Annotated in this window: 21 protein-coding genes; 5 read left to right on the top strand and 16 right to left on the bottom strand. The window is 73.8% G+C overall.

Annotated elements, in window-relative coordinates:
• Positions 1-9: 9 nt before the first annotated feature.
• The 4 genes from ACFZCD_RS28615 to tsaB are packed head-to-tail and all read right to left on the bottom strand — an operon-like array spanning position 10 to position 2,963.
• Positions 10-636, bottom strand: a complete 627-nt coding sequence (locus ACFZCD_RS28615) for a hypothetical protein (RefSeq protein ID WP_391835772.1) — start codon at positions 634-636, stop codon at positions 10-12.
• Positions 633-1,805: a tRNA (adenosine(37)-N6)-threonylcarbamoyltransferase complex transferase subunit TsaD gene (gene tsaD / locus ACFZCD_RS28610; protein ID WP_391835770.1), complete on the bottom strand. Its 1,173-nt coding sequence runs from the start codon at positions 1,803-1,805 to the stop codon at positions 633-635. The genes ACFZCD_RS28615 and tsaD overlap by 4 nt, the downstream gene beginning before the upstream one ends.
• On the bottom strand, positions 1,789-2,271 hold the full coding sequence (rimI, locus tag ACFZCD_RS28605) for a ribosomal protein S18-alanine N-acetyltransferase (RefSeq protein ID WP_391836193.1): 483 nt from the start codon (positions 2,269-2,271) through the stop codon (positions 1,789-1,791). Before rimI ends, tsaD begins: the two co-directional genes overlap by 17 nt.
• Before the next feature lie 23 nt (positions 2,272-2,294).
• On the bottom strand, positions 2,295-2,963 hold the full coding sequence (gene tsaB / locus ACFZCD_RS28600; protein ID WP_391835768.1) for a tRNA (adenosine(37)-N6)-threonylcarbamoyltransferase complex dimerization subunit type 1 TsaB: 669 nt from the start codon (positions 2,961-2,963) through the stop codon (positions 2,295-2,297).
• A 138-nt stretch (positions 2,964-3,101) separates the two neighbouring features.
• Here tsaB and ACFZCD_RS28595 point away from each other — a divergent pair, with 138 nt between their 5' ends.
• Positions 3,102-3,716, top strand: a complete 615-nt coding sequence (locus ACFZCD_RS28595) for a hypothetical protein (protein ID WP_391835766.1) — start codon at positions 3,102-3,104, stop codon at positions 3,714-3,716.
• A gap of 6 nt (positions 3,717-3,722) precedes the next feature.
• On the opposite strand, the gene ACFZCD_RS28590 is transcribed toward ACFZCD_RS28595, so the two are convergent.
• The 4 genes from ACFZCD_RS28590 to alr form a co-directional block, all read right to left on the bottom strand.
• Positions 3,723-3,920 (bottom strand): hypothetical protein, encoded by a 198-nt coding sequence (locus tag ACFZCD_RS28590; RefSeq protein ID WP_391835764.1) that lies wholly within the window; start codon positions 3,918-3,920, stop codon positions 3,723-3,725.
• Positions 3,921-4,109: 189 nt separating this feature from the next.
• The gene (tsaE, locus tag ACFZCD_RS28585; protein WP_391835762.1) at positions 4,110-4,697 is read right to left on the bottom strand and encodes a tRNA (adenosine(37)-N6)-threonylcarbamoyltransferase complex ATPase subunit type 1 TsaE; all 588 of its coding nucleotides are present in this window, start codon (positions 4,695-4,697) and stop codon (positions 4,110-4,112) included.
• 52 nt (positions 4,698-4,749) lie between these two features.
• A complete protein-coding gene (locus tag ACFZCD_RS28580) occupies positions 4,750-6,006 on the bottom strand; it encodes an alpha/beta fold hydrolase (RefSeq protein ID WP_391835760.1) in 1,257 nt (418 codons plus the stop codon).
• Between the two features lie 88 nt (positions 6,007-6,094).
• Positions 6,095-7,273 carry an alanine racemase gene (gene alr, locus ACFZCD_RS28575; protein ID WP_391835758.1) on the bottom strand — a complete coding sequence of 393 codons (1,179 nt, stop codon included), beginning with the start codon at positions 7,271-7,273 and terminating at the stop codon, positions 6,095-6,097.
• Positions 7,274-7,372: 99 nt separating this feature from the next.
• Between alr and ACFZCD_RS28570 the strand changes: the two genes are divergently transcribed.
• The 3 genes from ACFZCD_RS28570 (at position 7,373) to ACFZCD_RS28560 (ending at position 9,577) form a co-directional block, all read left to right on the top strand.
• On the top strand, positions 7,373-8,827 hold the full coding sequence (locus ACFZCD_RS28570) for an NAD(P)H-hydrate dehydratase (RefSeq protein WP_391835756.1): 1,455 nt from the start codon (positions 7,373-7,375) through the stop codon (positions 8,825-8,827).
• 118 nt (positions 8,828-8,945) lie between these two features.
• Positions 8,946-9,200 carry a hypothetical protein gene (locus tag ACFZCD_RS28565; protein ID WP_391835754.1) on the top strand — a complete coding sequence of 85 codons (255 nt, stop codon included), beginning with the start codon at positions 8,946-8,948 and terminating at the stop codon, positions 9,198-9,200.
• Positions 9,197-9,577, top strand: a complete 381-nt coding sequence (locus ACFZCD_RS28560) for a hypothetical protein (protein WP_391835752.1) — start codon at positions 9,197-9,199, stop codon at positions 9,575-9,577. The genes ACFZCD_RS28565 and ACFZCD_RS28560 overlap by 4 nt, the downstream gene beginning before the upstream one ends.
• A 38-nt stretch (positions 9,578-9,615) precedes the next feature.
• On the opposite strand, the gene ACFZCD_RS28555 is transcribed toward ACFZCD_RS28560, so the two are convergent.
• The 3 genes from ACFZCD_RS28555 to ACFZCD_RS28545 all read right to left on the bottom strand — a co-directional run bounded on the left by ACFZCD_RS28555 (position 9,616) and on the right by ACFZCD_RS28545 (position 15,434).
• Positions 9,616-12,930, bottom strand: a complete 3,315-nt coding sequence (locus tag ACFZCD_RS28555) for an NACHT domain-containing protein (RefSeq protein WP_391835750.1) — start codon at positions 12,928-12,930, stop codon at positions 9,616-9,618.
• A gap of 202 nt (positions 12,931-13,132) precedes the next feature.
• Positions 13,133-14,125 (bottom strand): MerR family transcriptional regulator, encoded by a 993-nt coding sequence (locus tag ACFZCD_RS28550; RefSeq protein WP_391835748.1) that lies wholly within the window; start codon positions 14,123-14,125, stop codon positions 13,133-13,135.
• A gap of 76 nt (positions 14,126-14,201) precedes the next feature.
• Positions 14,202-15,434, bottom strand: coding sequence for a pyridoxal-phosphate dependent enzyme (locus ACFZCD_RS28545; protein WP_391835746.1), 1,233 nt, complete (start codon positions 15,432-15,434; stop codon positions 14,202-14,204).
• Between the two features lie 116 nt (positions 15,435-15,550).
• Between ACFZCD_RS28545 and ACFZCD_RS28540 the strand changes: the two genes are divergently transcribed.
• Positions 15,551-15,790, top strand: coding sequence for a chaplin (locus tag ACFZCD_RS28540; protein WP_391835744.1), 240 nt, complete (start codon positions 15,551-15,553; stop codon positions 15,788-15,790).
• Positions 15,791-15,869: 79 nt separating this feature from the next.
• On the opposite strand, the gene ACFZCD_RS28535 is transcribed toward ACFZCD_RS28540, so the two are convergent.
• The 5 genes from ACFZCD_RS28535 to ACFZCD_RS28515 form a co-directional block, all read right to left on the bottom strand.
• Positions 15,870-16,532, bottom strand: a complete 663-nt coding sequence (locus ACFZCD_RS28535) for a hypothetical protein (protein ID WP_391835742.1) — start codon at positions 16,530-16,532, stop codon at positions 15,870-15,872.
• A gap of 64 nt (positions 16,533-16,596) precedes the next feature.
• A complete protein-coding gene (locus ACFZCD_RS28530; RefSeq protein WP_391835740.1) occupies positions 16,597-17,367 on the bottom strand; it encodes a hypothetical protein in 771 nt (256 codons plus the stop codon).
• A 462-nt stretch (positions 17,368-17,829) separates the two neighbouring features.
• A complete protein-coding gene (locus ACFZCD_RS28525; protein WP_391835738.1) occupies positions 17,830-18,198 on the bottom strand; it encodes a holo-ACP synthase in 369 nt (122 codons plus the stop codon).
• On the bottom strand, positions 18,195-20,042 hold the full coding sequence (gene glmS / locus ACFZCD_RS28520) for a glutamine--fructose-6-phosphate transaminase (isomerizing) (protein ID WP_391835736.1): 1,848 nt from the start codon (positions 20,040-20,042) through the stop codon (positions 18,195-18,197). Before glmS ends, ACFZCD_RS28525 begins: the two co-directional genes overlap by 4 nt.
• 74 nt (positions 20,043-20,116) lie before the next feature.
• Positions 20,117-20,353 (bottom strand): hypothetical protein, encoded by a 237-nt coding sequence (locus ACFZCD_RS28515; RefSeq protein WP_391835734.1) that lies wholly within the window; start codon positions 20,351-20,353, stop codon positions 20,117-20,119.
• Positions 20,354-20,429 lie beyond the last annotated feature (76 nt).

The following is a 20,429-nucleotide window of genomic DNA, read 5'->3' as shown; positions in this document are numbered from 1 at the left end:
GCCTCCCCGTCACGCCCGCCCGGAACTCCAGGATAGGAGCCGGCGCCGGTGGGCGAGCGGGGTGGCCATTCCGTAGGCGCCCACTGCCGCCAGAGGGGCCGTCAGGCCCCACGCGTAGGCCAGGCCCGAGCCGTCCTTCGGGGCGTGCGTCGCCGTCAGCAGCCCGGCGACGGTGGTGCCGCCGATCGCCAGCGCTGCCGCGCACGGCACCAGGGACATCAGCAGCCAGAACCACACGGCGCCGTTCGCCCGGAGGGCCGCTCGGAGGGCGGGGTCTGCGGGGGCGCCGCGGTCCAGGGCCGCCCACAGGCGCAGCCGCAGCCTCGCCTCCCGGGCCGTCCGGAGGCCGGAGCGGATGCCCAGGAGCGACGGGATCACGGCGCCCGCCGCCAGGATCAGGAACGCCGCCGCGTAGACGTAGGAGATCCCGCCCTCGGCCAGGGACTGCAGGCCGAGGACGGTGAACGTCCAGCCCAGCATGAACACGCCCGTCAGCAGCCAGGCGAGCAGCAGGCGGCCCGGGGACAGCGTCTTGCGCACCAGGACGTCCAGGGCCATGGCCCGGTCCGCCAGCATGCTTCCCCGGTCCGGCCACGTGCTCAGGTGGACCGGCGGCGGGGGTGGAGGCAGCTTCACGATTCGTAGAGGTTCTTCTTGCTCAGCTCGTGGACGTGGTCGTGGTCATGGGTGTGGCCGTGGCCGTGGCCACCGCCGTGACCGTGGCCGTGCCCGTGCTCCGCTTCCTCCGCCGGTGCGGCCGGCACGTGCGGCTCGGTCACCGGCAGCGAGCTGTCCGCCGACAGCTCCCACGAGGACGCCGCCCTGCCCCGCGCCACCATCTCCGCGCCCAGGGCCGCCACCATCGCGCCGTTGTCCGTGCACAGCTTCGGCCGCGGCACGCGCAGCGTGATGCCCGCGTCCTCGCAGCGGCGCTCGGCCATGGCCCGCAGGCGGGTGTTGGCGGCCACGCCGCCGCCGATCATCAGGTGGTCGACGCCCTCGTCCTTGCAGGCGCGCACGGCCTTGCGGGTGAGGACGTCCACGACAGCCTCCTGGAACGACGCGGCCACGTCCGCGACCGGCACCTCCTCGCCCGCCGCCCGCTTGGCCTCTATCCAGCGGGCCACGGCCGTCTTCAGACCGGAGAAGGAGAAGTCGTAGAGGGGGTCGCGGGAGCCGGTGAGGCCGCGGGGGAAGCGGATCGCGTCGGGGTTGCCCTCGCGGGCGTAGCGGTCGATGACCGGGCCGCCGGGGAAGCCGAGGTTCAGGACGCGGGCGACCTTGTCGAAGGCCTCGCCCGCCGCGTCGTCGATGGTCGAGCCGAGGGGGCGGACGTCGGAGGTGATGTCGGGGGCCAGGAGCAGGGAGGAGTGGCCGCCGCTGACCAGGAGCGCCATGGTCGGCTCGGGCAGGGGGCCGTGCTCCAGCTGGTCGACGCAGATGTGGGAGGCCAGGTGGTTCACGCCGTAGAGCGGCTTGCCCAGCGCGTACGCGTAGGCCTTCGCCGCGGAGACGCCGACGAGCAGGGCGCCCGCCAGGCCCGGGCCGGCCGTGACCGCGATGCCGTCGAGGTCCTTGGCGGAGACGCCCGCTTCCTTCAGCGCCCGCTGGATGGTCGGGACCATCGCCTCCAGGTGGGCGCGGCTGGCCACCTCGGGGACGACGCCGCCGAAGCGCGCGTGCTCGTCCACGCTGGAGGCGACCGCGTCGGCGAGCAGCGTGTGCCCCCGGACGATGCCGACGCCGGTCTCGTCGCACGAGGTCTCGATGCCGAGGACGAGGGGTTCGTCAGCCTTGCGAGCCATGGGTCATTCCTTGCACTGCGGAGAGGGGATCGGAGAGGCGCATCACGAGGGCGTCGACGTTGCCGGGCTGGTAGTAGCCGCGGCGCACGCCCACCCCCTCGAAGCCGAAACGTTCGTAGAGGCGCTGGGCGCGGGTGTTGTCGACCCGCACTTCGAGGAGCACCTCGCGGCACTCGAAGTCGGTGGCGGCGGTCAGGAGCTCGCGGAGGAGGCGGGAGCCGAGGCCGGTGCTCCACTGCTCCCGGGCGACGGCGATGGTCTGGACGTCGCCGGTGCCGTCGATCGCCGCGAGGCCGGCGTAGCCGACGACGCGGCCGTCCTCGCCCTCCCCCACCACGTAGCGGCGCGTCGCGCCCGGGCCGCGCGCGTGCGCCAGCTCGGACCAGAACAGGCCCTTGGACCACGCGTCGTCGGGGAACAGCGCGCGCTCCAGCTCCAGCACCGGCCCGATGTCCCACCAGCGCATCTCGCGGATACGCACCGTCGCGGTCACTTGGGGGTGACCACCTTGTAGTTGGCGGGCACCTGGGCGTCCGGGCGGCGCAGGTACAGCGGCTGGTCCGGCAGGAACTCGCCGCCGGTGCGCAGGCGCTCCGCGGCGAGCGACGCGAGGGCGCCCGCCGACTGGTGCTCGGGCATGTCGGCCCGGACGTCGGTGAAGGCGTCGGGGTAGAGCACCGCACCTGCGCCGACGGCGGTCAGGCCGGCGAGCTTCTCGGTGAGGTCCGCCGGGCGGTCCACGGCGGGGTCGGTGAGGCGCGTACGGGCGTCGGCGTAGCGCGCCCAGTAGACCTCCTTGCGGCGGGCGTCCGTCGCCACGACGAATTCGCCCTCCAGGCCGGCCTGGCCGGCCGCGTACGCGATGCCGTCGAGCGAGCACAGGCCGCGGACGGGCACGCCGAGCGCCGCGCCGAACGTGGCGGCGGTGACGATGCCGACCCGCAGGCCGGTGTAGGGGCCGGGGCCGACGCCCACCACGATGTCCGTGACGGCGTCGAGCTTGCACCCGGCGTCGGCGAGCACCCGGTCGACGGAGGGAAGCAGCAGCTCACCGTGCCTGCGCGCGTCGATCTGACGCGATTCGGCGACGACTTCGTCGCCGTCGTGGAGGGCTACGGTGACGGCGGGCGTGGCGGTATCAAGAGCGAGCAGCAGCACACTGACAGACTACGGCTCGCCGTGGGGCGGCGGTGCGGCGTGCCCGTGCGGGCAGCGGCGCGGGGCGGGTGGCCGCGGGTGCTACGGTCACCGCAACGCCGTATGCGTATGTACGTAGGAAGAGAAGGGTGCGCAGCCGTGGCACGCAGCAGCTCGGGGGTCATCGTGGCCGCGCTCACCGCGGCGGCCCTCGCGGGGGTCGGTTTCCTCGCCTTCCAGGCCGAGGCCGCTCCCGACAAGCCGCACTCCTCGCACGCGGCGGGCGCGGGCGCCTCCGCCGAGGCCAAGGGCAAGGACGGCGCGGCGGGTACGGGCAGCGGCGACGGCGCGGGCAAGGACGGCGGCAGCGGCGGGCAGGAACAGGCCGCTCCCCCGGTGCCCGCGGGCTCCGGTACGGGGCAGCGGGTCGTCTACGCGCTCGGGCAGAAGCGGGTGTGGCTGGTCGGCGCGGACGGCAAGGCCGCGCACAGCTTCGAGGTCGCGCCCAGCACGGTGAACCCGCAGCCGGGCTCCTACGCGGTGACGTCGCGCTCGGCGACGGGCACGGGCTCCGACGGCAAGGCCATCGAGCACGTGGTGCGGTTCCACCAGAACGCGGCGGGGGTCGTCTTCGGCTTCAGCGCGGCGGTGGACGGCTCGCTGCCGGATCCGGCGTCGGGCAAGAAGACGGGCGCGGTCCGGGAGAGCCCGGCGGACGGCCGGGCGATGTGGGACTTCGCCGTCAACGGCACGAAGGTCGTCGTCGTCGCGTAGCGCGCGTCACGCCGCGTTCTGCGTCTCCGGATGCGGGGGCCCGGCCTGCTCCCCCTGCGTCTGCCCCTCCGGTGCGCCGGGGGCGCTCGGCGGTTTCGACACCGCGTCCGCCGCCGCACAGGAAGCCAGCAGGTCGCGCATCGACGTCGACGGGGTTCGCTCCTCCGAGCGGTTCCCGGGCTGCGGCTGCTCTGGTGCCGGCATGGCGCCTCCTGGGGGGCAACTGGGCAAGGTTAGGTAGACCTAACCGTGTCTCTGCCTACCATGTGACCACGCCCGCAGCCGCCGATGCAACATCTTGCCGACGGCTTGTCGGAACGTACAGCGGCGGGCGGCGGCGCGTGGTGCCCGGTCGCGCGGCGCGCGGGGGTGCCGGCCGGGCGGCGGGCGTCGTCAGCCGAGCGGCGAGAGGTCCACGCCCGCCCAGCGCGCGCCCACGCCGGTCACCCGGACGCTCCGCACGTCGTCCGCGTCCTCCGCGGCGTGCGCGACGTCCGCCGCGTCCTCCGCGCTCGCGCCGACCGCCCGGTGGATGACCACGTGCAGCCGGTCGTCCGACAGCTCCTCGACCTTGCCGTCGCCCCACTCCACGACCACGACGGACTCGGGGAGGGAGACGTCGAGGTCCAGGTCCTCCATCTCGTCCAGGCCGCCGGAGAGCCGGTACGCGTCGACGTGGACGAGGGCGGGGCCGCCGCCGAGGTGGGGGTGGACGCGGGCGATGACGAACGTGGGGGACGTGACCGCGCCGCGGACGCCCAGGCCCTCGCCCAGGCCGCGGGTCAGGGTCGTCTTGCCCGCGCCGAGCTCGCCCGTGAGCAGCACCAGGTCGCCGGGGCGCAGCAGGCCGGCCAGCCGGCGGCCCAGGTCGCGCATGGCGTCGGCGGTCGTGACCGTGAGCTCGGCGGTGGTCTCGGCGACGGCTCCTGCGGCGGTCCGTGCGGGGGTCTCCGGGGCGGTGGTGTCAGGCTGGGCGCTCATACCCGCCGATGGTACGGGGCCGGAAGCCCCCGGCGCGTTTCACGGGCGCGTTTCAGGCGCGGCCGCGCGCCCCCGCCGCCGAGCGCTGCCCGCGCCCCCGCGCCCTGCCGTCCGCCACCGCGGCGACCAGCTCGGTCAGCTGGGCGGTGACCACCTCGGACCGCTCCAGCATCACCAGGTGCCCGGTGTCCTCCAGGAGGAGGAGCCGGGAGTGCGGCAGGGCCTCCGCGATGGCCTCGCTGTGCTCGCTGGGCGTGAGGAGGTCCTTGTCGCCGGCCACGACGACCACGGGGCAGTGGGCGAAGGCGCAGAGCGCTTCGAGCTTGTCGTGCTCGGCGAAGGCCGGGTAGAAGGCGGCGACGACGTCGACCGGCGTCGCTTCGAGCAGCCGTTCCGCGAACCGCGCGACCGCCGGGTCCACGTCCTTCGACCCGAACGAATAGCGCTTGACCAGGCCCGCGAAGAGGTCGGCCGTGGCCCGCCGCCCCTTCTCGATCAGCTCGGGCTGGGCGGCCATCAGCTTGAAGGCGCCCGGCAGGACGACGCGCCGCACGACGCTCATCCCGGCGGCCGGCAGCCCGTATGTGTTCTCGGCCAGCCGGCCCGCGGACGTCCCGGCGAAGACGACGCCGGCCACCCGCTCCCCGACGAGGTCCGGGTACTGGGCGGCGAACGCCATCATCGTCATCCCGCCCATCGAGTGCCCCACGAGCACGAGCGGGCCCTCCGGCGCGGCGGCGTCGATGACGGCCTTCAGATCGCGCCCGAGGAGGTCGATGGAGGGGGCGTCCGTACGGCTGCGCTCGGAGCGGCCGTGGCTGCGCTGGTCCCAGAAGACCATGCGGACGGCGCCGCGCAGGGCGGCCCGCTGGAAGTGCCAGGAGTCCTGGGAGAGGCAGTAGCCGTGGCTGAAGACGACCGTCAGGGGCGGCGCGGCGCGGCGGCCGCCGAACAGCCGCCGGGAGGCGGGGGCCTCCGCCCCCGCGCCCGGCTCGCCCGGCTCGTCCACCTCGTAGTACAGCCGCGTGCCGTCCTCGGCGACCGCCGTGCCCGGCGTCCCCCGCAGCGTCCCGTACGGGCCCGAGGAGTCCAGGGCCAGCCGGGCCTTGCGGCGCACGCCGCGCCCGACCGTCAGCCGCTCGACCGCCACGCCGACCGCGGCTCCCGCGGCCAGCACGCCCAGCGCCGCGCCCGCGACGCCCGCACCGCGCCGCCAGGCGCCGGCCGCGCCCGGCGCGGCACCGCTCCCGGCGACGGCCCCGACGGCCCCGGCGGCCGCTGCGCCGACGCTCCCGCTGTCACTGTTCATCCCGCGCCCCCGTGTCCCCGTTTCTCGGCATGTCCACGTCCGCGTACCCGTCGTGCTGTGCGCTTGCCCGCCCGGCGCCCGCCGGACCCTATTCGGTGTATCCGTCCACGGTCTCACCGACGTAGACGCGCGGCACCCGATTAGAGATGCGCGTGACAACCTCGTAAGCGATCGTGCCCGTGGCACGTGCCCAGTCCTCGGCGGTCGGCTCGCCCCGGTCGCCCGGCCCGAACAGCACCGCTTCGTCGCCCACCTGCGCCGCGTCGCCGCTCAGGTCGACCACGAACTGGTCCATGGCCACCCGGCCCGCCACCGTCCGCCACTTGCCGCCCACCAGCACCGGGCCCGTACCGGACCCCGCGCGCGGGATGCCGTCCGCGTAGCCCACGGGGACGAGGGCGAGGGTCGTGGGGCCGGGGGTGATGTAGTGGTGCCCGTAGGAGACCCCGTGGCCGCCCGGCACGCGCTTCACCGACGCCAGGTACGCCGAGAGCGTCATCACCGGCTTCAGGCCGAGCTCCTGCGGCGTGCCGACCTCGGGGCTCGGCGACACCCCGTACATCGCGATGCCCGTCCGGACGAGGTCGAAGTGCGCTTCCGGGAGCGTCAGGGTCGCCGGGGAGTTGGCTATGTGCCGCACCTCGGGCTCGACGCCCTGCCGCTCCGCGTACGCCACGGCGTCCCGGAAGACCCGCAGCTGGGCCCGGATGGACGGGTGGCCCGGCTCGTCGGCGCACGCGAAGTGCGACCAGACGCCCGTCACCTTCAGCAGGCCCGCGTCCTCCGCCTCGCGCGCCGCGGCGACCAGTTCCGGCCAGTCGTCCGGCTGGCAGCCGCTGCGCCCCAGACCGGAGTCGATCTTCAGCTGGACGCGGGCGGGACGGCCCGCGGCCCGGACGGCCTCCGAGAGCTCCGCGAGCGCCCACAGGCCGCTCACCGACACGTCGATGCCCGCCTCGACGGCCTCGCGCCAGGGCCCGCCCGGCGTCCACAGCCAGCACATCAGCGGGCCCTCGTCGCCCGCCGCGCGCAGGGCCAGGGCCTCTTCCGGCGTGGCCGTACCGACCCACTCGGCACCGGCCTCGCGCGCCGCGCGGGCGCACTGCACCGCGCCGTGGCCGTAGGCGTTCGCCTTGACCACGGCCATCAGCCGGGCCCGGGGCGCGCGGGCCTTGAGCGTGCGTACGTTGGCCCGCAGCGCGGCCAGGTCGACCAGGGCACGGGCGCGCATCGGGGTCTCGCGGGCGCGGAGCGGAGTCTCGTTCATCCAGGTCAGTCTCTCAGGACGCCCGGGGAGGCGGTGAGGGGTGGGGCGCACGGTGTCATTTCGGGGGCGTGAACGGCGCGCCGTTGTGAGACTGAGGGCATGAGGACTGCCTACAGCGTCGAGACCGTACGGGCCGCCGAGCGCGCGCTCATGGCACAGCTCCCCCACGGGGCCCTGATGCAGCGCGCCGCCGCCGGGCTCGCCGCCGCCTGCGCCGGCCTGCTCAGGCGGGTGTACGGGGCACGGATCGCCCTGCTGGTCGGCAGCGGCGACAACGGCGGCGACGCCCTCTACGCCGGCGCCCGGCTCGCCCGGCGCGGCGCCGGGGTGACCGCGGTGCTGCTCGCCCCGGAGCGGGCGCACGCCGGGGGGCTCGCCGCACTGCTCGCCGCGGGCGGGCGCGTCGCCTCCGCCGAGTCCGCCGACCGGGCCGTGCGCGGCGCGGACGTCGTCGTCGACGGGATCGTCGGCATCGGCGGCAAGGGCGGCCTGCGTCCCGACGCCGCCCAGCTCGTCCGGGCCGCCTCCGACGGCGGCGCCGTGATCGTCTCCGTCGACCTGCCGAGCGGCGTCGACGCCGACACCGGCGAGGTGCGGGGCACGGCGGTGCGCGCCGACGCGACGGTCACCTTCGGCGCGTACAAGCCCGGGCTGCTCGTCGACCCCGCGCACGAGCACGCGGGGGCGCTGCGGCTCGTCGACATCGGGCTGGCCCCGGAGCTGCCCGCCCGGCCGGACGCCGAGGCCCTGCAGCACGCGGACGTGGCGGCGCTGCTGCCGCGGCCGGAGGCGGAGAGCGACAAGTACCGGCGGGGCGTCGTCGGCGTCGTCGCCGGCTCGGCCCGCTACCCCGGCGCGGCCGTCCTCGCCGTCGCGGGCGCCCTGCACGGCGGCGCGGGCGCCGTCCGCTACGCCGGCCCCGCGGCGGACGCCGTGATCGCCCGCTTCCCCGAGACCCTCGTCTCCGCCGGCCCGCCGTCGAAGGCGGGCCGCGTCCAGGCCTGGGTCGTCGGCCCCGGCCTCGGCGACGGCGCGGACGCCCGGCAGGCCCTGGAGGACGTCCTGGCCTCGGACGTCCCGGTGCTCGTGGACGCGGACGGCCTGCGGCTGATGTCCCCCGACGCCGTACGGGACCGGCCGGCGGAGACCGTGCTGACCCCGCACGCCGGGGAAGCGGCGACCCTGCTGGGGGTCTCGCGCGAACGCGTCGAGGGCGGCCGGCTCGCGGCGGTCCGCGCCCTGGCCGAGCGCTTCGGCGTCACGGCCCTGCTGAAGGGCTCCACGACCTTGATCGCAGCGCCTCCGGGCAGCCGCGGACACCACACGGTCCGGGTGAACCCGACGGGGACGTCCTGGCTCGCGACGGCGGGGAGCGGGGACGTGCTGTCCGGCCTGACCGGGTCACTGCTGGCGGCCGGGCTGCCGGGGCGGGACGCGGCGTCCGTGGGGGCGTACCTGCACGGACTGGCGGCACGGCAGTTGGGGGAGGCGCCGCTCACGGCGATGGGGGTGGCGGAGGAGCTGCGGGGGGTGTGGCGGGAGGTCACGGGGTGACAGGGTGACGTCAACCACGACACCGGCCAGCCACTCTTCCGGGAGAAGTCCGGGAGACTGAACCATGGGTACGGGTACGTACCCATACCCTCACCTCATGCCGAATAGAGGATCACCCATGGCAGACGCGAACATCCGCATTCCCGCCGATGCCCGTAACCGCCTCGCCGAGGTCGCCGCGGCGGAAGGCATGTCCCTGCGGGCCTACCTCTCCCGCCTGGCCGACGAGCTCCTCACCCCGGCCGAGCGCGCCGAACAAGCCGAACGAGCCCGTCGCATGCTGCGCGAGTGGAACGGCTACGACCCCGGCCGGGACGAGGAAGCACGGCTCGACGCCGAACTGGACCGGCGGCTCTCCGAGGCGGTGCGGTGAGCGACCACCTGCACATCGTCCTTGACCGCACGGTCATGGTCGCCGCCGGTCGTGGCAATGCCGTCGCCTCCCGGCTCATCCACCGCGCGCATCTGGAAGCGGGATGGCACTTGTACGCACCGGCCTGCGCGCTGGTGGAGGCCGACCGGACCCGCCCCGGCACGGCGGAGCACCTCGCCGCACTCCCCGGCGTCACCGTTCTCGATCTCGACCTGCCGGCGGCACTGGCCGTTGCACGCGGCGGCGACTGGGCCGACGCCCACACCCGGCACGCCGCCGGACCGAGCCCCGAGCGACCCGACGGGGCCTTCGTCGCCACGGCGGAGCCCGGACGCTGGGCGGGAGAACCGGTGCGGGTGCTCGACATCAACCCCTGAGCGGTCGCGGACTTGCGGGCGGGGTGAGAGGGGCGTGCTCACTGCCGCTGGGTGAGGAGGGTCAGTTCGGAGCCTTCGGGGAGGGCTTCCTGGTTGATGACGGGGCCGGGGTGGCGGATGTGGATCTTCAACGGCCCCAGTGCGGACAGAGGCGCCAGGTCGAGAGGGGCGCCGTCCGTGACCACGGGGTCGATGAGGCGGAGCTCCTTGAGCCCGGGGTAGGCGCGCTGCAAGTGGGCCAGCCCGGAGGGGGCCACGGCCTCGGTGAGGTTGAGTTCCGCCACCTGGGGCACGGGTTCGGCTTCCGCCAGGTCCCGCAGGTCCTGTCCCCAGATCCTCAGGGACCGCAACGCGGGCAGGGACTCCAGCGCGAACCGCTTCAGGTAACCGCCGTCGGTGTGGAACACCAGCTCCTCCAGGCCGGGATGCCCTTCCAGCCCGAAGAGGTGCAAGCCGTGGGAAGCGCCCCGTCCGAGGTTCAGGTAGCGGAGCCCCGGGGCCAGTGGCGGGAAGCCGTACGGGAAGACCGGCCGGCGCCCGGACAGGGTCAGTTCGCGCAACTCCGCCATGCGGTGGAGCGGTTCGAGGCCGTCGAGGTCCTCGGCCAGCCAGACGTGAAGGCTCTGCAGTGCGCTCGCGTCCAGGTCGTCCAAGTGGAAGAGACGCCCGAAGTCGACCACGCGCAAGCCCCGCAGCGGCGGGCATCCACGCAGCACGCGCAGGTCGACGGCCGCGCCGTGCCCCCAGAACGTCACATGACGGAGCACCGGCGTGGCCAGGTCCGACAGATCGCCGCCGGTCGGCCAGTCCCGCAGCTGCACCCGCGGCCGCCCTCCGAGCCGCTTGAGCACGGCGAGGTGCTCCTCGGTCTTCGCGACGAACTCCAGCGCCGTCACGCCCTCGTACGCCAGCCGGCCGATCACCGCCTCCGCGTAGGACCCGGTCTCGAACCGGTCCCAGGCCCACGCGAGCTGCGCCCGCACCTGCTGGTGCGGGTGATCCACGTACCGCGAAAGCAGCGGCACCGCCTTCTCGTCCGCCACCGTCGTCGCCGCGACCACCACCGCGTGCGCGACCTCGTCCGTGAGGCCCTCCGGGCCGGGCAGCAGGTCCAGCACCACCTGCCCCGCCGCCGCGAGCTCCTTCGCCGCCTCCAGGTCGCGCGGCGGTACGAGCTCCCCCGCCGCCTTCTCGACCTGCGCGCGGACCTCCCAGTCGACCTCCGTGGCGTGTTCGAGGCAGGCGGCGGCGAGGAGGTGGAGGCGGGCACGGTGACCCGGCTCCTTGTCGCCCCGCTCCAGCAGCATCCGCAGCAGCTCCGCCCGTGCCCGCGGCGGGGCGTGGCCGACCGCCATCCTCAGGACGTCCTCCCACTGGCTGTCGTGGGCGTGGTTGACGAGGACGTCGAAGTCCCAGTCGTCCACGGCGGCCTGGGCGCCCAGGTAGTCCTGGAAGGTGCGGTGGATGAAGTCGAGGGTCTCGGTCGTGGGGCGGCGCAGCAGGCCGCTGCGGAGCACGAGGTGGCGCAGGATGTCCTCGGCGCTGCCGCGGGCGGCCACGGCCGGCATGGCGGGGAGGGCCCGGTCGAGGATCTCGACGGCCTTGTGCCACTCGATGACGGAACGGCCGTTGCGGATCAGCCAGTAGGCGATCTTCTGGAGCAGGGCGACCTGCTGGGCGTGCTCCAGCTCCGGTCCGTCGCCGCCGGTCACCACGCCCCGCTCGCGGTCGCGCCGTACGAGCAGGAGCTCCAGGGCGGCGCGGTAGAGCTCCATGCGGCCGTGCGGGAGGTAGCCCTTGCGGGAGCGGTTGAGGGCGCAGATCAGGGCGCACATCAGGGGGTTGGTGGCGAGCATGCCGAGGTCGCGCTTGGTGACGACGGCGGTGGTGAGGGCGTCGCGGAAGGCGCGCAGGGGCTCGTGGTGGCGGGCGCCCGCGGCGTCGTGCCAGCGGTCGATGAAGGAGATGACGTCGCCGCGGCTCATGGGGAGCAGTTCGAGCTCGGTGAAGCCCGTGTCGGCGAGCCAGCCCTCGCGGACGGCGGAGGGGCGGGTGGTGATGACGTAGCGGGCGTCGGGGTAGGCGGCGAGGAGGTCCTTGACCCAGGTGAGGGTGCGGCGGCGGTCGGCTTCGGGGACCTCGTCGACGCCGTCGATGAGCAGGAGCGCCGTGCCCTCGGTGAGCCTGCGGGTCACCCAGCCCTGCGCGGCGGGCAGGCCGGCGAGCGGGCCGGCGGCCGTGGCCAGGAACTCCTCGGGCTGCGGGAGTTCGCCGCGGCGGATGAGGGTGCGGAGGGGGAGGGTGAGCGGCAGGCAGCCGCTGAGGTGGCCGAGGCCGGGCGGGAGGTCGCCGCGGGCGGTGATCGTGGCGAGCCACTGCAGCAGCGTCGTCTTGCCGGAGCCGGCGGCGCCGCGCAGGAGGACGCGGCGGTGGCCGGCGAGGGCCTCCTCGGCGCGTTTGGGCGAGGGGGTGGAGTTCTCGGCGGGCCACTCGCCCGGCTCGTAGCGGCCCTGGCCGGCGCCGGCCGGGCCCGTACCGCCGCCGGTCAGTTCGAGGCTCAGGTACGCGGCGTCCAGCGGCCAGGTCTCGCCCTCGCCGTCGGAGAGCGTCAGTCCGATGATCGTCAGTTCGCCGGACTTCCCGACCACGTAGTCCCGCAGGCGGCGTTCGAACGCCTCGATCTCCAGCCGGCGCGGGGAGGCGAGGGAGCGGGACTCGGGCTTGTGCCCGGCGAGCAGGCACGCGCTGAGGAAGGCGAAGTCCTGCCAGAGCGTGGCGGAGGGGGTGACGGTGAGGCGGCCGTGCCGCCAGCCGGCCGGGTCGGCACAGACCACGCCCGCGAGGAGGCCGTCCACGAAGACGGCGGCGCCGGACATCCCGGCCCACGGCGAGCCGCCGTCGTCCGGCGGGAGCGGGGCCCCGTACTCGCTGTCGAGCACGTGCCGTCCGCTGATCAGATTGCTGCCCGGCTTGAGCGAGCCGACGACCTGCTCGGTGTCGAGTTCGCCGGCCGCGTCCCGCTGGACGTGCGGGAAGCCGACGGCCTGGGCGCCGGGCCAGACCCTCAGGTCGTACGCGCGGCCCCACACGAGCGGTTCGAAGGAGAGGGCGGCCTCCTCGGGGACGATGTCGCGCTCCCCGGCGAGGAGGGCGACGTCGCACCGCCGGTTGTCGTCGCGCGCCCAGACCACTTTGCAGCGCACCTGGCCGGTGCCGCCGGGGACGATCACCCGGGGGTGCGTGCAGTCCCCGATCACGTGGGCGGCCGTCAGCACCAGGTTCGGGGCGAGGAGGTAGCCGCTTCCCTGGCTTCGCCCGAACACCGCCGCAATGCGTTCCTTCGCCGGGTGCACCACTGTCTCCTCCGACCGCGCCTGACGCGAACCGACGATACGTCAGCGGGGCTGGACGGTCAGGTGGTTCGCAGATACGCGCATGCGGACGCGAGGGAGTCGCAGCGGCGAGGCGCTGACGGGCGGCGCCCGCACGGTCCCGGGCCCGGGGTCCTGCGATCCGGGTCCGGGACCGTGCGGGCGGCCGGGCCTACGCGTGCGCCTACGCCCGCAGCGCGGCCTTGAGCCACTCCGTCGCCGGGTCCATGTCCGGCAGCGCCCAGCCGTTGATCACGGCGACGAGCCGCCAGTACTTCCCGTAGCGGGGGTCGTTGCCGGCCTCCAGCCGCTCCAGCAGCCAGGCCCGGAACTCCGGCCCGTCCTCGCGGCGCGACACCTCCGCGAGGACCGCGGCCATCTCGTCGAGGAACGGCCGGGCGGCGGGTGCGTCCGGCGCGATCCCGGCCTCGCGCGCCGCCTCCGTACGCTCCTTGATCACCCGTGCGGCCCGCTTCGTCCGCTCCCCGTCGGGCCGCCCGGACTCCTTCCAGGCCCGCGTCTGGTCCTCGGCCGCCCGGCGGATCCCGGCCCGGAACCCCTCGTCCTGGACGAGCTCGGCGAGCTCCACCCAGGCGTCGAGCTGCTCCTGCGAGGGATCCTCGGGCAGTTCGGGCATGCCGTTGCGCATCGAGGCGAGGAAGCCGGGGTCGACGTCCAGGCCCTCGAAGGCGCTGTCGATGAACGCGTTGATCAGCCGGCGTCGTTCCTGATCGGACAGGGTCGCGAGCTTGTGCATGAGTTCCGTCTCCTCGGGTGTCGACCCGCGTCCGGCCACCGCCCGCAGCACGGCCTGGCGCAACCGCAGAGTGCGGATCTGCACGTCCAGGGCCTCGGCGTGGACGGCCGCGACCTCGGCGACGGTGATCTCCCGCTCCAGCACCTGCCGGATGACGGCCAGACCCACGCCGAGGTCGCGCAGCGTCCGCACGAGGCCGAGGCGCGCGAGCGCGGCAGGGCCGTAGAGGCGGTAGCCCGCGGGTGTGCGGTCGGTCGGCGGCACCACGCCCGTGTCGGACCAGAACCGGATCGTCCTGACCGTCAGCCCGGTCAGCCGGGCCAGCTCCCCGATGGAGTACAGGGAGTCCGGCGAGTCCGGGAGGTCCGGCGAGTCCGGGAGGTCCGGCGAGTCCGGGCCGTACGAGGTGTCGTCGTCCATGTCCGCCACCTTGAGGTCTCCCGTCGCTGGAGAGTCAACACCGGTTCCGGCGGCCCGCCCGGAGACGGAGGGCGGGCTAGCCGCCCAGTCCGGCCGCCCGCAGCTGACGGTACGCCTCGTCCCACGTCGGTTCGATCATCTCGGGGGCCGTGGTGCCGACCGCGCGGTCCTTGAAGCCGCTGGAGGTGGAGATGCAGACGACGGGTCCGCCGGGAGCGCTTCCGTCCGGGTCCGGCGGCAGGGAGCGCAGGCCGGCGAGGGAGGCCGCGGCGGACAGTTCGGCCCAGATCCCCTGGCGGGCCAGCTCCTCCTGGGCTTCCCGCAGCTGCGGGTCGGTGACGAGCAGCGCGTCGCCGCCGCTCTCCCGGACCGCCCGGACCCCGCGGTGTCCCCCGACCTCGCAGTCGATCGAGTAGGCGTCGGTGGGCCCGCAGTTCACGCGCGCCGCCGGCGTCCCCTTCCGCACGGCGGCGGCCAGCGGCCCGCCGGCCGCCGGTTCGCAGGCGAACATCCTCGGTACGGTCCCGGTCAGGCCGAGCCGGCGCAGTTCGGCGAAGCCCTTCCAGACGCCGAAGAGGCACTCGCCGTAGCCGGTGGGGACGAACACCGCGGCCGGGACGCCGATGTCGGTGAAGATCTCGTAGGCGATGGTCTTGTAGCCCTCGGGGCCGAAGGCGTGGCCGGTGTGGGTGACGGTGAGGTTGCTGACCGGGTGGAGTCCCAGCCGGTCGCTGATCTGCCGCATCAGCGGCCACCGCGCCTCCTGCGGCACGGGCAGGACGACCGCTCCGTAGGCCTGGAGGAACGAGGCGACCGCCGCCGGCATCCCCGCCGAGGCCAGCACGACGCACCGCAGCCCCGCGCGGGCGGCGTAGGCCGCGGCGGACGCGCCGTGGTTGCCCGAGGAGGCGACGACGACGCCGGGCGCGCCGACGCCCACGGCGGCGGAGACCGTGCAGCGGTTGAGCCGGTCCTTGTGACTCCAGGTGGGGTTGCGGGACTCGTCCTTGACGTAGACGCCGTCACCGATCGGGATCAGGGGGGTGTGCCCCTCGCCGAGGCCGGGCGCGCCGAGGGGCGGCAGCAGCGGCGCCCACCGGTCGAGCCCGGCGCTGCGGGCGGCGCCCTCCACGGGGGCGAAGAGAGCGGGGTCGGCTTGCTCGTAGGCGTAGTCCACCTCGACGGGGTAGGCGAGTTCGGCCGTACTCGTGCGGGGGCAGCCGCGGGTGAGCGGCGGCCACAGCGGGTGGGTGAGGGTCGGGTCGCCCATCGATCGCTGGCCCGTGGCCAGGGAGTCTCCTGCCGTCATGGGCGGCGAGTCTAGGCGCGGGACCGAGGGACGGCACACGCATCAAATGCGACAAAAAGGGCGAAGTGTACGCCAGACTTTGGTCCGCACATCCCCATCCCACCCCGGGAGTTCCCATGACCCCCTCCACCAAGGCCGCCGCCACCGCGGCCGCCGCGCTCCTCGCCACCGCGGGCGCCGCCGCCACTGCCACCGCCGACAGCGTCGCGGCAGGCGGCGCGGACAAGTCCGCCGGCGTCATCACGGGCAACACGATCCAGGTCCCCCTCCGCGTGCCCGTGACGCTCTGCTCCTTCCCCATCAACATCATCGGACTGCTGAACTCGACCGCCGGCAACGTCTGCGTCAGCGACTAGCCCCCCGGAGACACGCCGCCCCCGAGGCACGCCGCCCCCGGCCGGCTTCCGGTCTCCGCGACCGCCGCGAGGGGGCGGGTCAGCCTCCCGGTCCGGGAGGCAAGGGGGGCGCTTCGGGCAGGGGCACGATGTCGTCCTCCACCCGCCGGCCGAGCTTGACCGCCACGGAGTGACGAAGCGGACCGTACACATCGTTGTCGAGCCGGAGGATTCCGCTGCCGCGCAGGAATTCGGTGCCGCCGGAAAATTCGGTCAGCAGCAGCCGGTGCACTTCGGTGCCGGTGGTGAAGCGAAACCGTCCGAGCTTCGCGACCGCGTCGCCCTCCGCCTCGCCGGCCGCAACGATCTGGAAGTTTCCCGCCGTTCCGATATGGCTCTCCTTCTCGAACAGCGCAGCGCTCCGGTCCCGCTCGTCGAGCCGGGACAGGATGTCCAATGCCGCTGCCACCGATTCCTGTTCCCGTGCGTCACATATGGAGCCGAGTGTTTCGAGGACCGGCCGGACCGCCGTGAAAGAGGCGGCATTCGGCCGGTAGGGCGCGAAACCCTGATGCGCTTCGACCACCCATCCGACTATTTCCAGCGAATGCGCGTGGACGGCGTACCAGTCGAGGGGCTGCGTATGGCGGCCGAACTTCCGGTCGGCCGCCAGCTGAGCCAGGAGGAAGGAGTGGACCACGTCCACCCTGCGCTGTGCCGAAATGGCAGACGTGAAGGAAATGACGCTGCCACTGTCGACCACGGCTCCTCCCGGCTCAACCCGCCCCCCACCGGGGAGAGAGTCCGGCGGAGGCACGACCCCGGCCTCAGATGTCGAGGTCGTCGATGAACTTGGTCGCCCGGTCGCCCAGTTTCTTGATGACGGAGTCACGGACCTGCCGGTAGACGTCCTCGTTGAGCGTCAGCGTCTCCCGGGACTGCTGCAGCGTCGTCCCGGACCGCGGGAAGCTGAAGAACAGCACCCGGGTGACCCGTTCCGTGGTGGAGAAGAAGAAGGCGCCGATCTTCATCACGACCGTGTCGTTCTGGGAGACGCCGCACGTCGCGATCTGGAAGTTCCCCAGGGTCTCGGTGTGCGAGCTGCTCTCGAAGAGCACCACACGGTGGTCCTTGTCCTGCAGGCCCCGGAGCGCGTTGATGGCCGCTTGCACGACCGAGATCTCCGCCGGCGACGCGATGGCCTGCAGCAGCGTGATGGCCGCACGGTCGACGGTGAAGCGGGATCCTGCCGCCTGCAGCCTGGCGAACTGGAAGGACGGCACGACCCAGCCGACCTGCTCCAGGACCGAGCTGTAGAACTTGTACCAGTTGAGCGTGTTCTGCTCACGGTCGAACTTCTTGTTCGCCGCCAGTTGCGCCAGGAGCGTCGAGTTGAGGACGTCGGATTTCTGCTGTCCGTTCAGGGTGTCGGTGAAGGCGACGACGCTTCCCGCGTCGACCGCGGCCGAGGCCCCCTCCTGCAGAGCCATCCCGCCCTGCGAGTAGAGCAGTTCCGGAATGGATATTTCCAGATTGTCGATGAACTGCAGAGAGTTTTCGACACGCTCTTTGAGTTCGAGCTCATGGTCCGATGACACGCCATCCCCCTCTTGTCCGGGTGCGCAGCCGGACACCATACGCCCGGCTGACGGGCCCCGCCACTCCCGCGGACATTTCGATGCCTGTGCTCCGCCTCCTTTCTCCTACCGCATCCGGGAAGCAGCGCCGACTGCGCATGCTGGGGAACTTTGCACCGCATCCGGCGGCCGTCAAGGGAAAACCCGGAATTCGGCCGCGCAGCGCCGCAGTACCGAATTGCTGACTCACGCGCGCCATCCGTGACCGTCTCCCTCATTGCCCCCAGCCCGTACCGGATCGGGCCGCCGTGCGTGACAGACCGCTCCGGGAGGAGCAGGCTGTCCGCGGGCGGTCCGGGGCGCTTCGCGGCCGTACGGCTCCGGGCCCCGCCTGCCGAGCCCCGCAACGGCGAACGGCCCCCGCTCCGGGGACCGTTCGCACCATCCGCACCGTCCGCGCCGCACCGCGCCGCGGACCCGCTCCTACCTCTCCGCGATCACCACCGCGGAAGCGACCCCCGCGTCATGGCTCAGCGAGACGTGCCAGGACGTCACGCCGAGCTCCTCCGCGCGCGCCGCGACCGTCCCGCGGACCACCAGCCGCGGCTGCCCGCTGCTCTCGCTCGTGACCTCGGCGTCCGTCCACAGCAGATTGCCCGGCGCGCCCAACGCCTTGGCCACGGCTTCCTTGGCGGCGAAGCGGGCCGCGAGGGAGGCGATGCCGCGCCGCTCGCCGCTCGGCAGGAACAGCTCCCGGTCCACGAACAACCGCGTGGCCAGCGCCGGCGTGCGCCGCAGCGCGGCGTCGAAGCGGTCGATCTCGGCGACGTCGATGCCGACTCCCACGATCATTCGACGGTCACCGACTTGGCCAGGTTGCGCGGCTGGTCGACCTCGTTGCCGCGGGCCGTCGCCAGCTCGCAGGCGAAGACCTGCAGGGGCACCGTGGCCACGAGGGGCTGCAGCAGCACCGGCGTCTGCGGGATCTCGATCAGGTGGTCCGCGTACGGCCGCACGGCCTCGTCGCCGCGCTCGGCGATGACGATCGTGCGGGCGCCCCTGGCCCGGATCTCCTGGATGTTGGAGACGATCTTGTCGTGCAGCACCGAACGCCCGCGCGGCGACGGCACGACGACGACCACCGGCAGATCCTTCTCGATCAGCGCGATCGGCCCGTGCTTGAGCTCGCCCGCCGCGAAGCCCTCCGCGTGCATGTACGCGAGCTCCTTGAGCTTCAGCGCGCCCTCCAGGGCCACCGGATAGCCCACGTGACGGCCGAGGAACAGCACCGTGTTCTTGCCGGCCAGGGAGCGCGCGAGCTCGCGCACGGGCTCCATGGTCTCCAGGACCTTCTCCACCTCGCCCGCGATCTGCGACAGCTCGCGGATCACGGAGACGATCTCGTCGCCCCACTTGGTGCCCCGCACCTGCCCCAGGTACAGCGCCACGAGGTAGCAGGCCACCAGCTGCGTCAGGAACGCCTTCGTCGAGGCGACCGCGACCTCCGGGCCGGCGTGCGTGTAGAGCACCGCGTCCGACTCGCGCGGGATCGTCGAGCCGTTCGTGTTGCAGATGGCGAGGACCTTCGCGCCCTGCTCCCGGGCGTGCCGCAGCGCCATCAGCGTGTCCATGGTCTCGCCGGACTGGCTGATCGCGATCACCAGCGTCCGCTGGTCGAGGATCGGGTCCCGGTAGCGGAACTCGCTGGCCAGCTCGGTCTCGCACGGGATGCGGGTCCAGTGCTCGATCGCGTACTTGGCGATCATCCCCGCGTGGTACGCCGTGCCGCACGCCACGATGACGACCTTGTCGACCTCGCGCAGCACGGACGCCGGGATCCGCACCTCGTCCAGCGACAGCGTCCCCGCGGCGTCGATCCGGCCCAGGAGGGTGTCGGCGACCGCCTTCGGCTGCTCGGCGATCTCCTTGAGCATGAAGTAGTCGTAGCCGCCCTTCTCGGCGGCGGAGGCGTCCCAGCCGACGTGGTACGGGCGGACCTCCGCGGGCGCCCCGTCGAAGCCGGTGACGGTCACGCCGTCCCGGCGCAGCTCCACGACCTGGTCCTGGCCCAGCTCGACGGCCTCGCGGGTGTGGGCGATGAAGGCGGCGACGTCGGAGGCGAGGAAGGACTCGCCGTCGCCGAGGCCGACGACGAGCGGGGAGTTGCGGCGCGCGCCGACGACCACGTCGGGCTCGTCCGCGTGCACCGCGACCAGCGTGAACGCGCCCTCCAGGCGGCGGCAGACCTGGCGCATCGACTCGGCGAGGTCGCCGCAGGAGGAGAAGGACTCGGAGAGCAGGTGGGCGACGACCTCGGTGTCGGTCTCCGACTCCAGCGCGTGGCCGCGCTCGGCCAGCTCGGCCCGGAGCGCGGCGAAGTTCTCGATGATGCCGTTGTGGACGACGGCGACGCGTCCGGGGTTGTCGAGGTGGGGGTGGGCGTTGGCGTCGTTGGGCGCGCCGTGCGTGGCCCAGCGCGTGTGGCCGATGCCGGTCGGGCCGGACGGCAGCGGCCGGCCGGCCAGCTCCTTCTCCAGGTTGGCGAGCTTGCCCGCCTTCTTCGCGGCGGCGAGGCCGCCGTCGGCCAGGACCGCGACCCCGGCCGAGTCATAGCCGCGGTACTCCAGCCGCCGCAGCCCCGCCAATACGACGTCGAGGGCGGACTGCCCTCCCACATAGCCAACGATTCCGCACATGCGGAGCAGGGTACGGCCCGGGCGGCCCCGCTCGTGGCGGCAACGGCACAACCGTCACCGCGGACGGCGGCGGATCAGCAGCCCCGCTCGATCCTGTCGATCGCCTCCTGGACGAGCTCCAGGTACTCGACCTCCTCGCAGCGCGGCTTGCTGCCGAGCTCGTAGCGGTCGAGGCAGTCGTCCAGGTCCTGGGCGAGGTCCTCGTCGGGGAGGTCGTCGGCCAGCTCGGCGCAGACCCGGGCGGCGAAGGCCTCCCGCTCGGTCTCGGCGGTCCTGCGGCGGGGCCGACGGGGGTTTCGGAGAGCGAACACGGCAGGCCGTCCCTAGCGTGATGCGGCCGCGTGGGGGGCAGGTGCACGTGCGGCCCGCGAGCGGAACGTAGTGCCT

It is taken from the genome of Streptomyces sp. NPDC008001 (assembly GCF_042958085.1).
In the GTDB taxonomy this organism is placed as follows: Bacteria; Actinomycetota; Actinomycetes; order Streptomycetales; family Streptomycetaceae; genus Streptomyces.
Note: the sequence above shows the minus strand (reverse complement) of the source record. Positions and strands in the feature narration are given on the sequence as shown.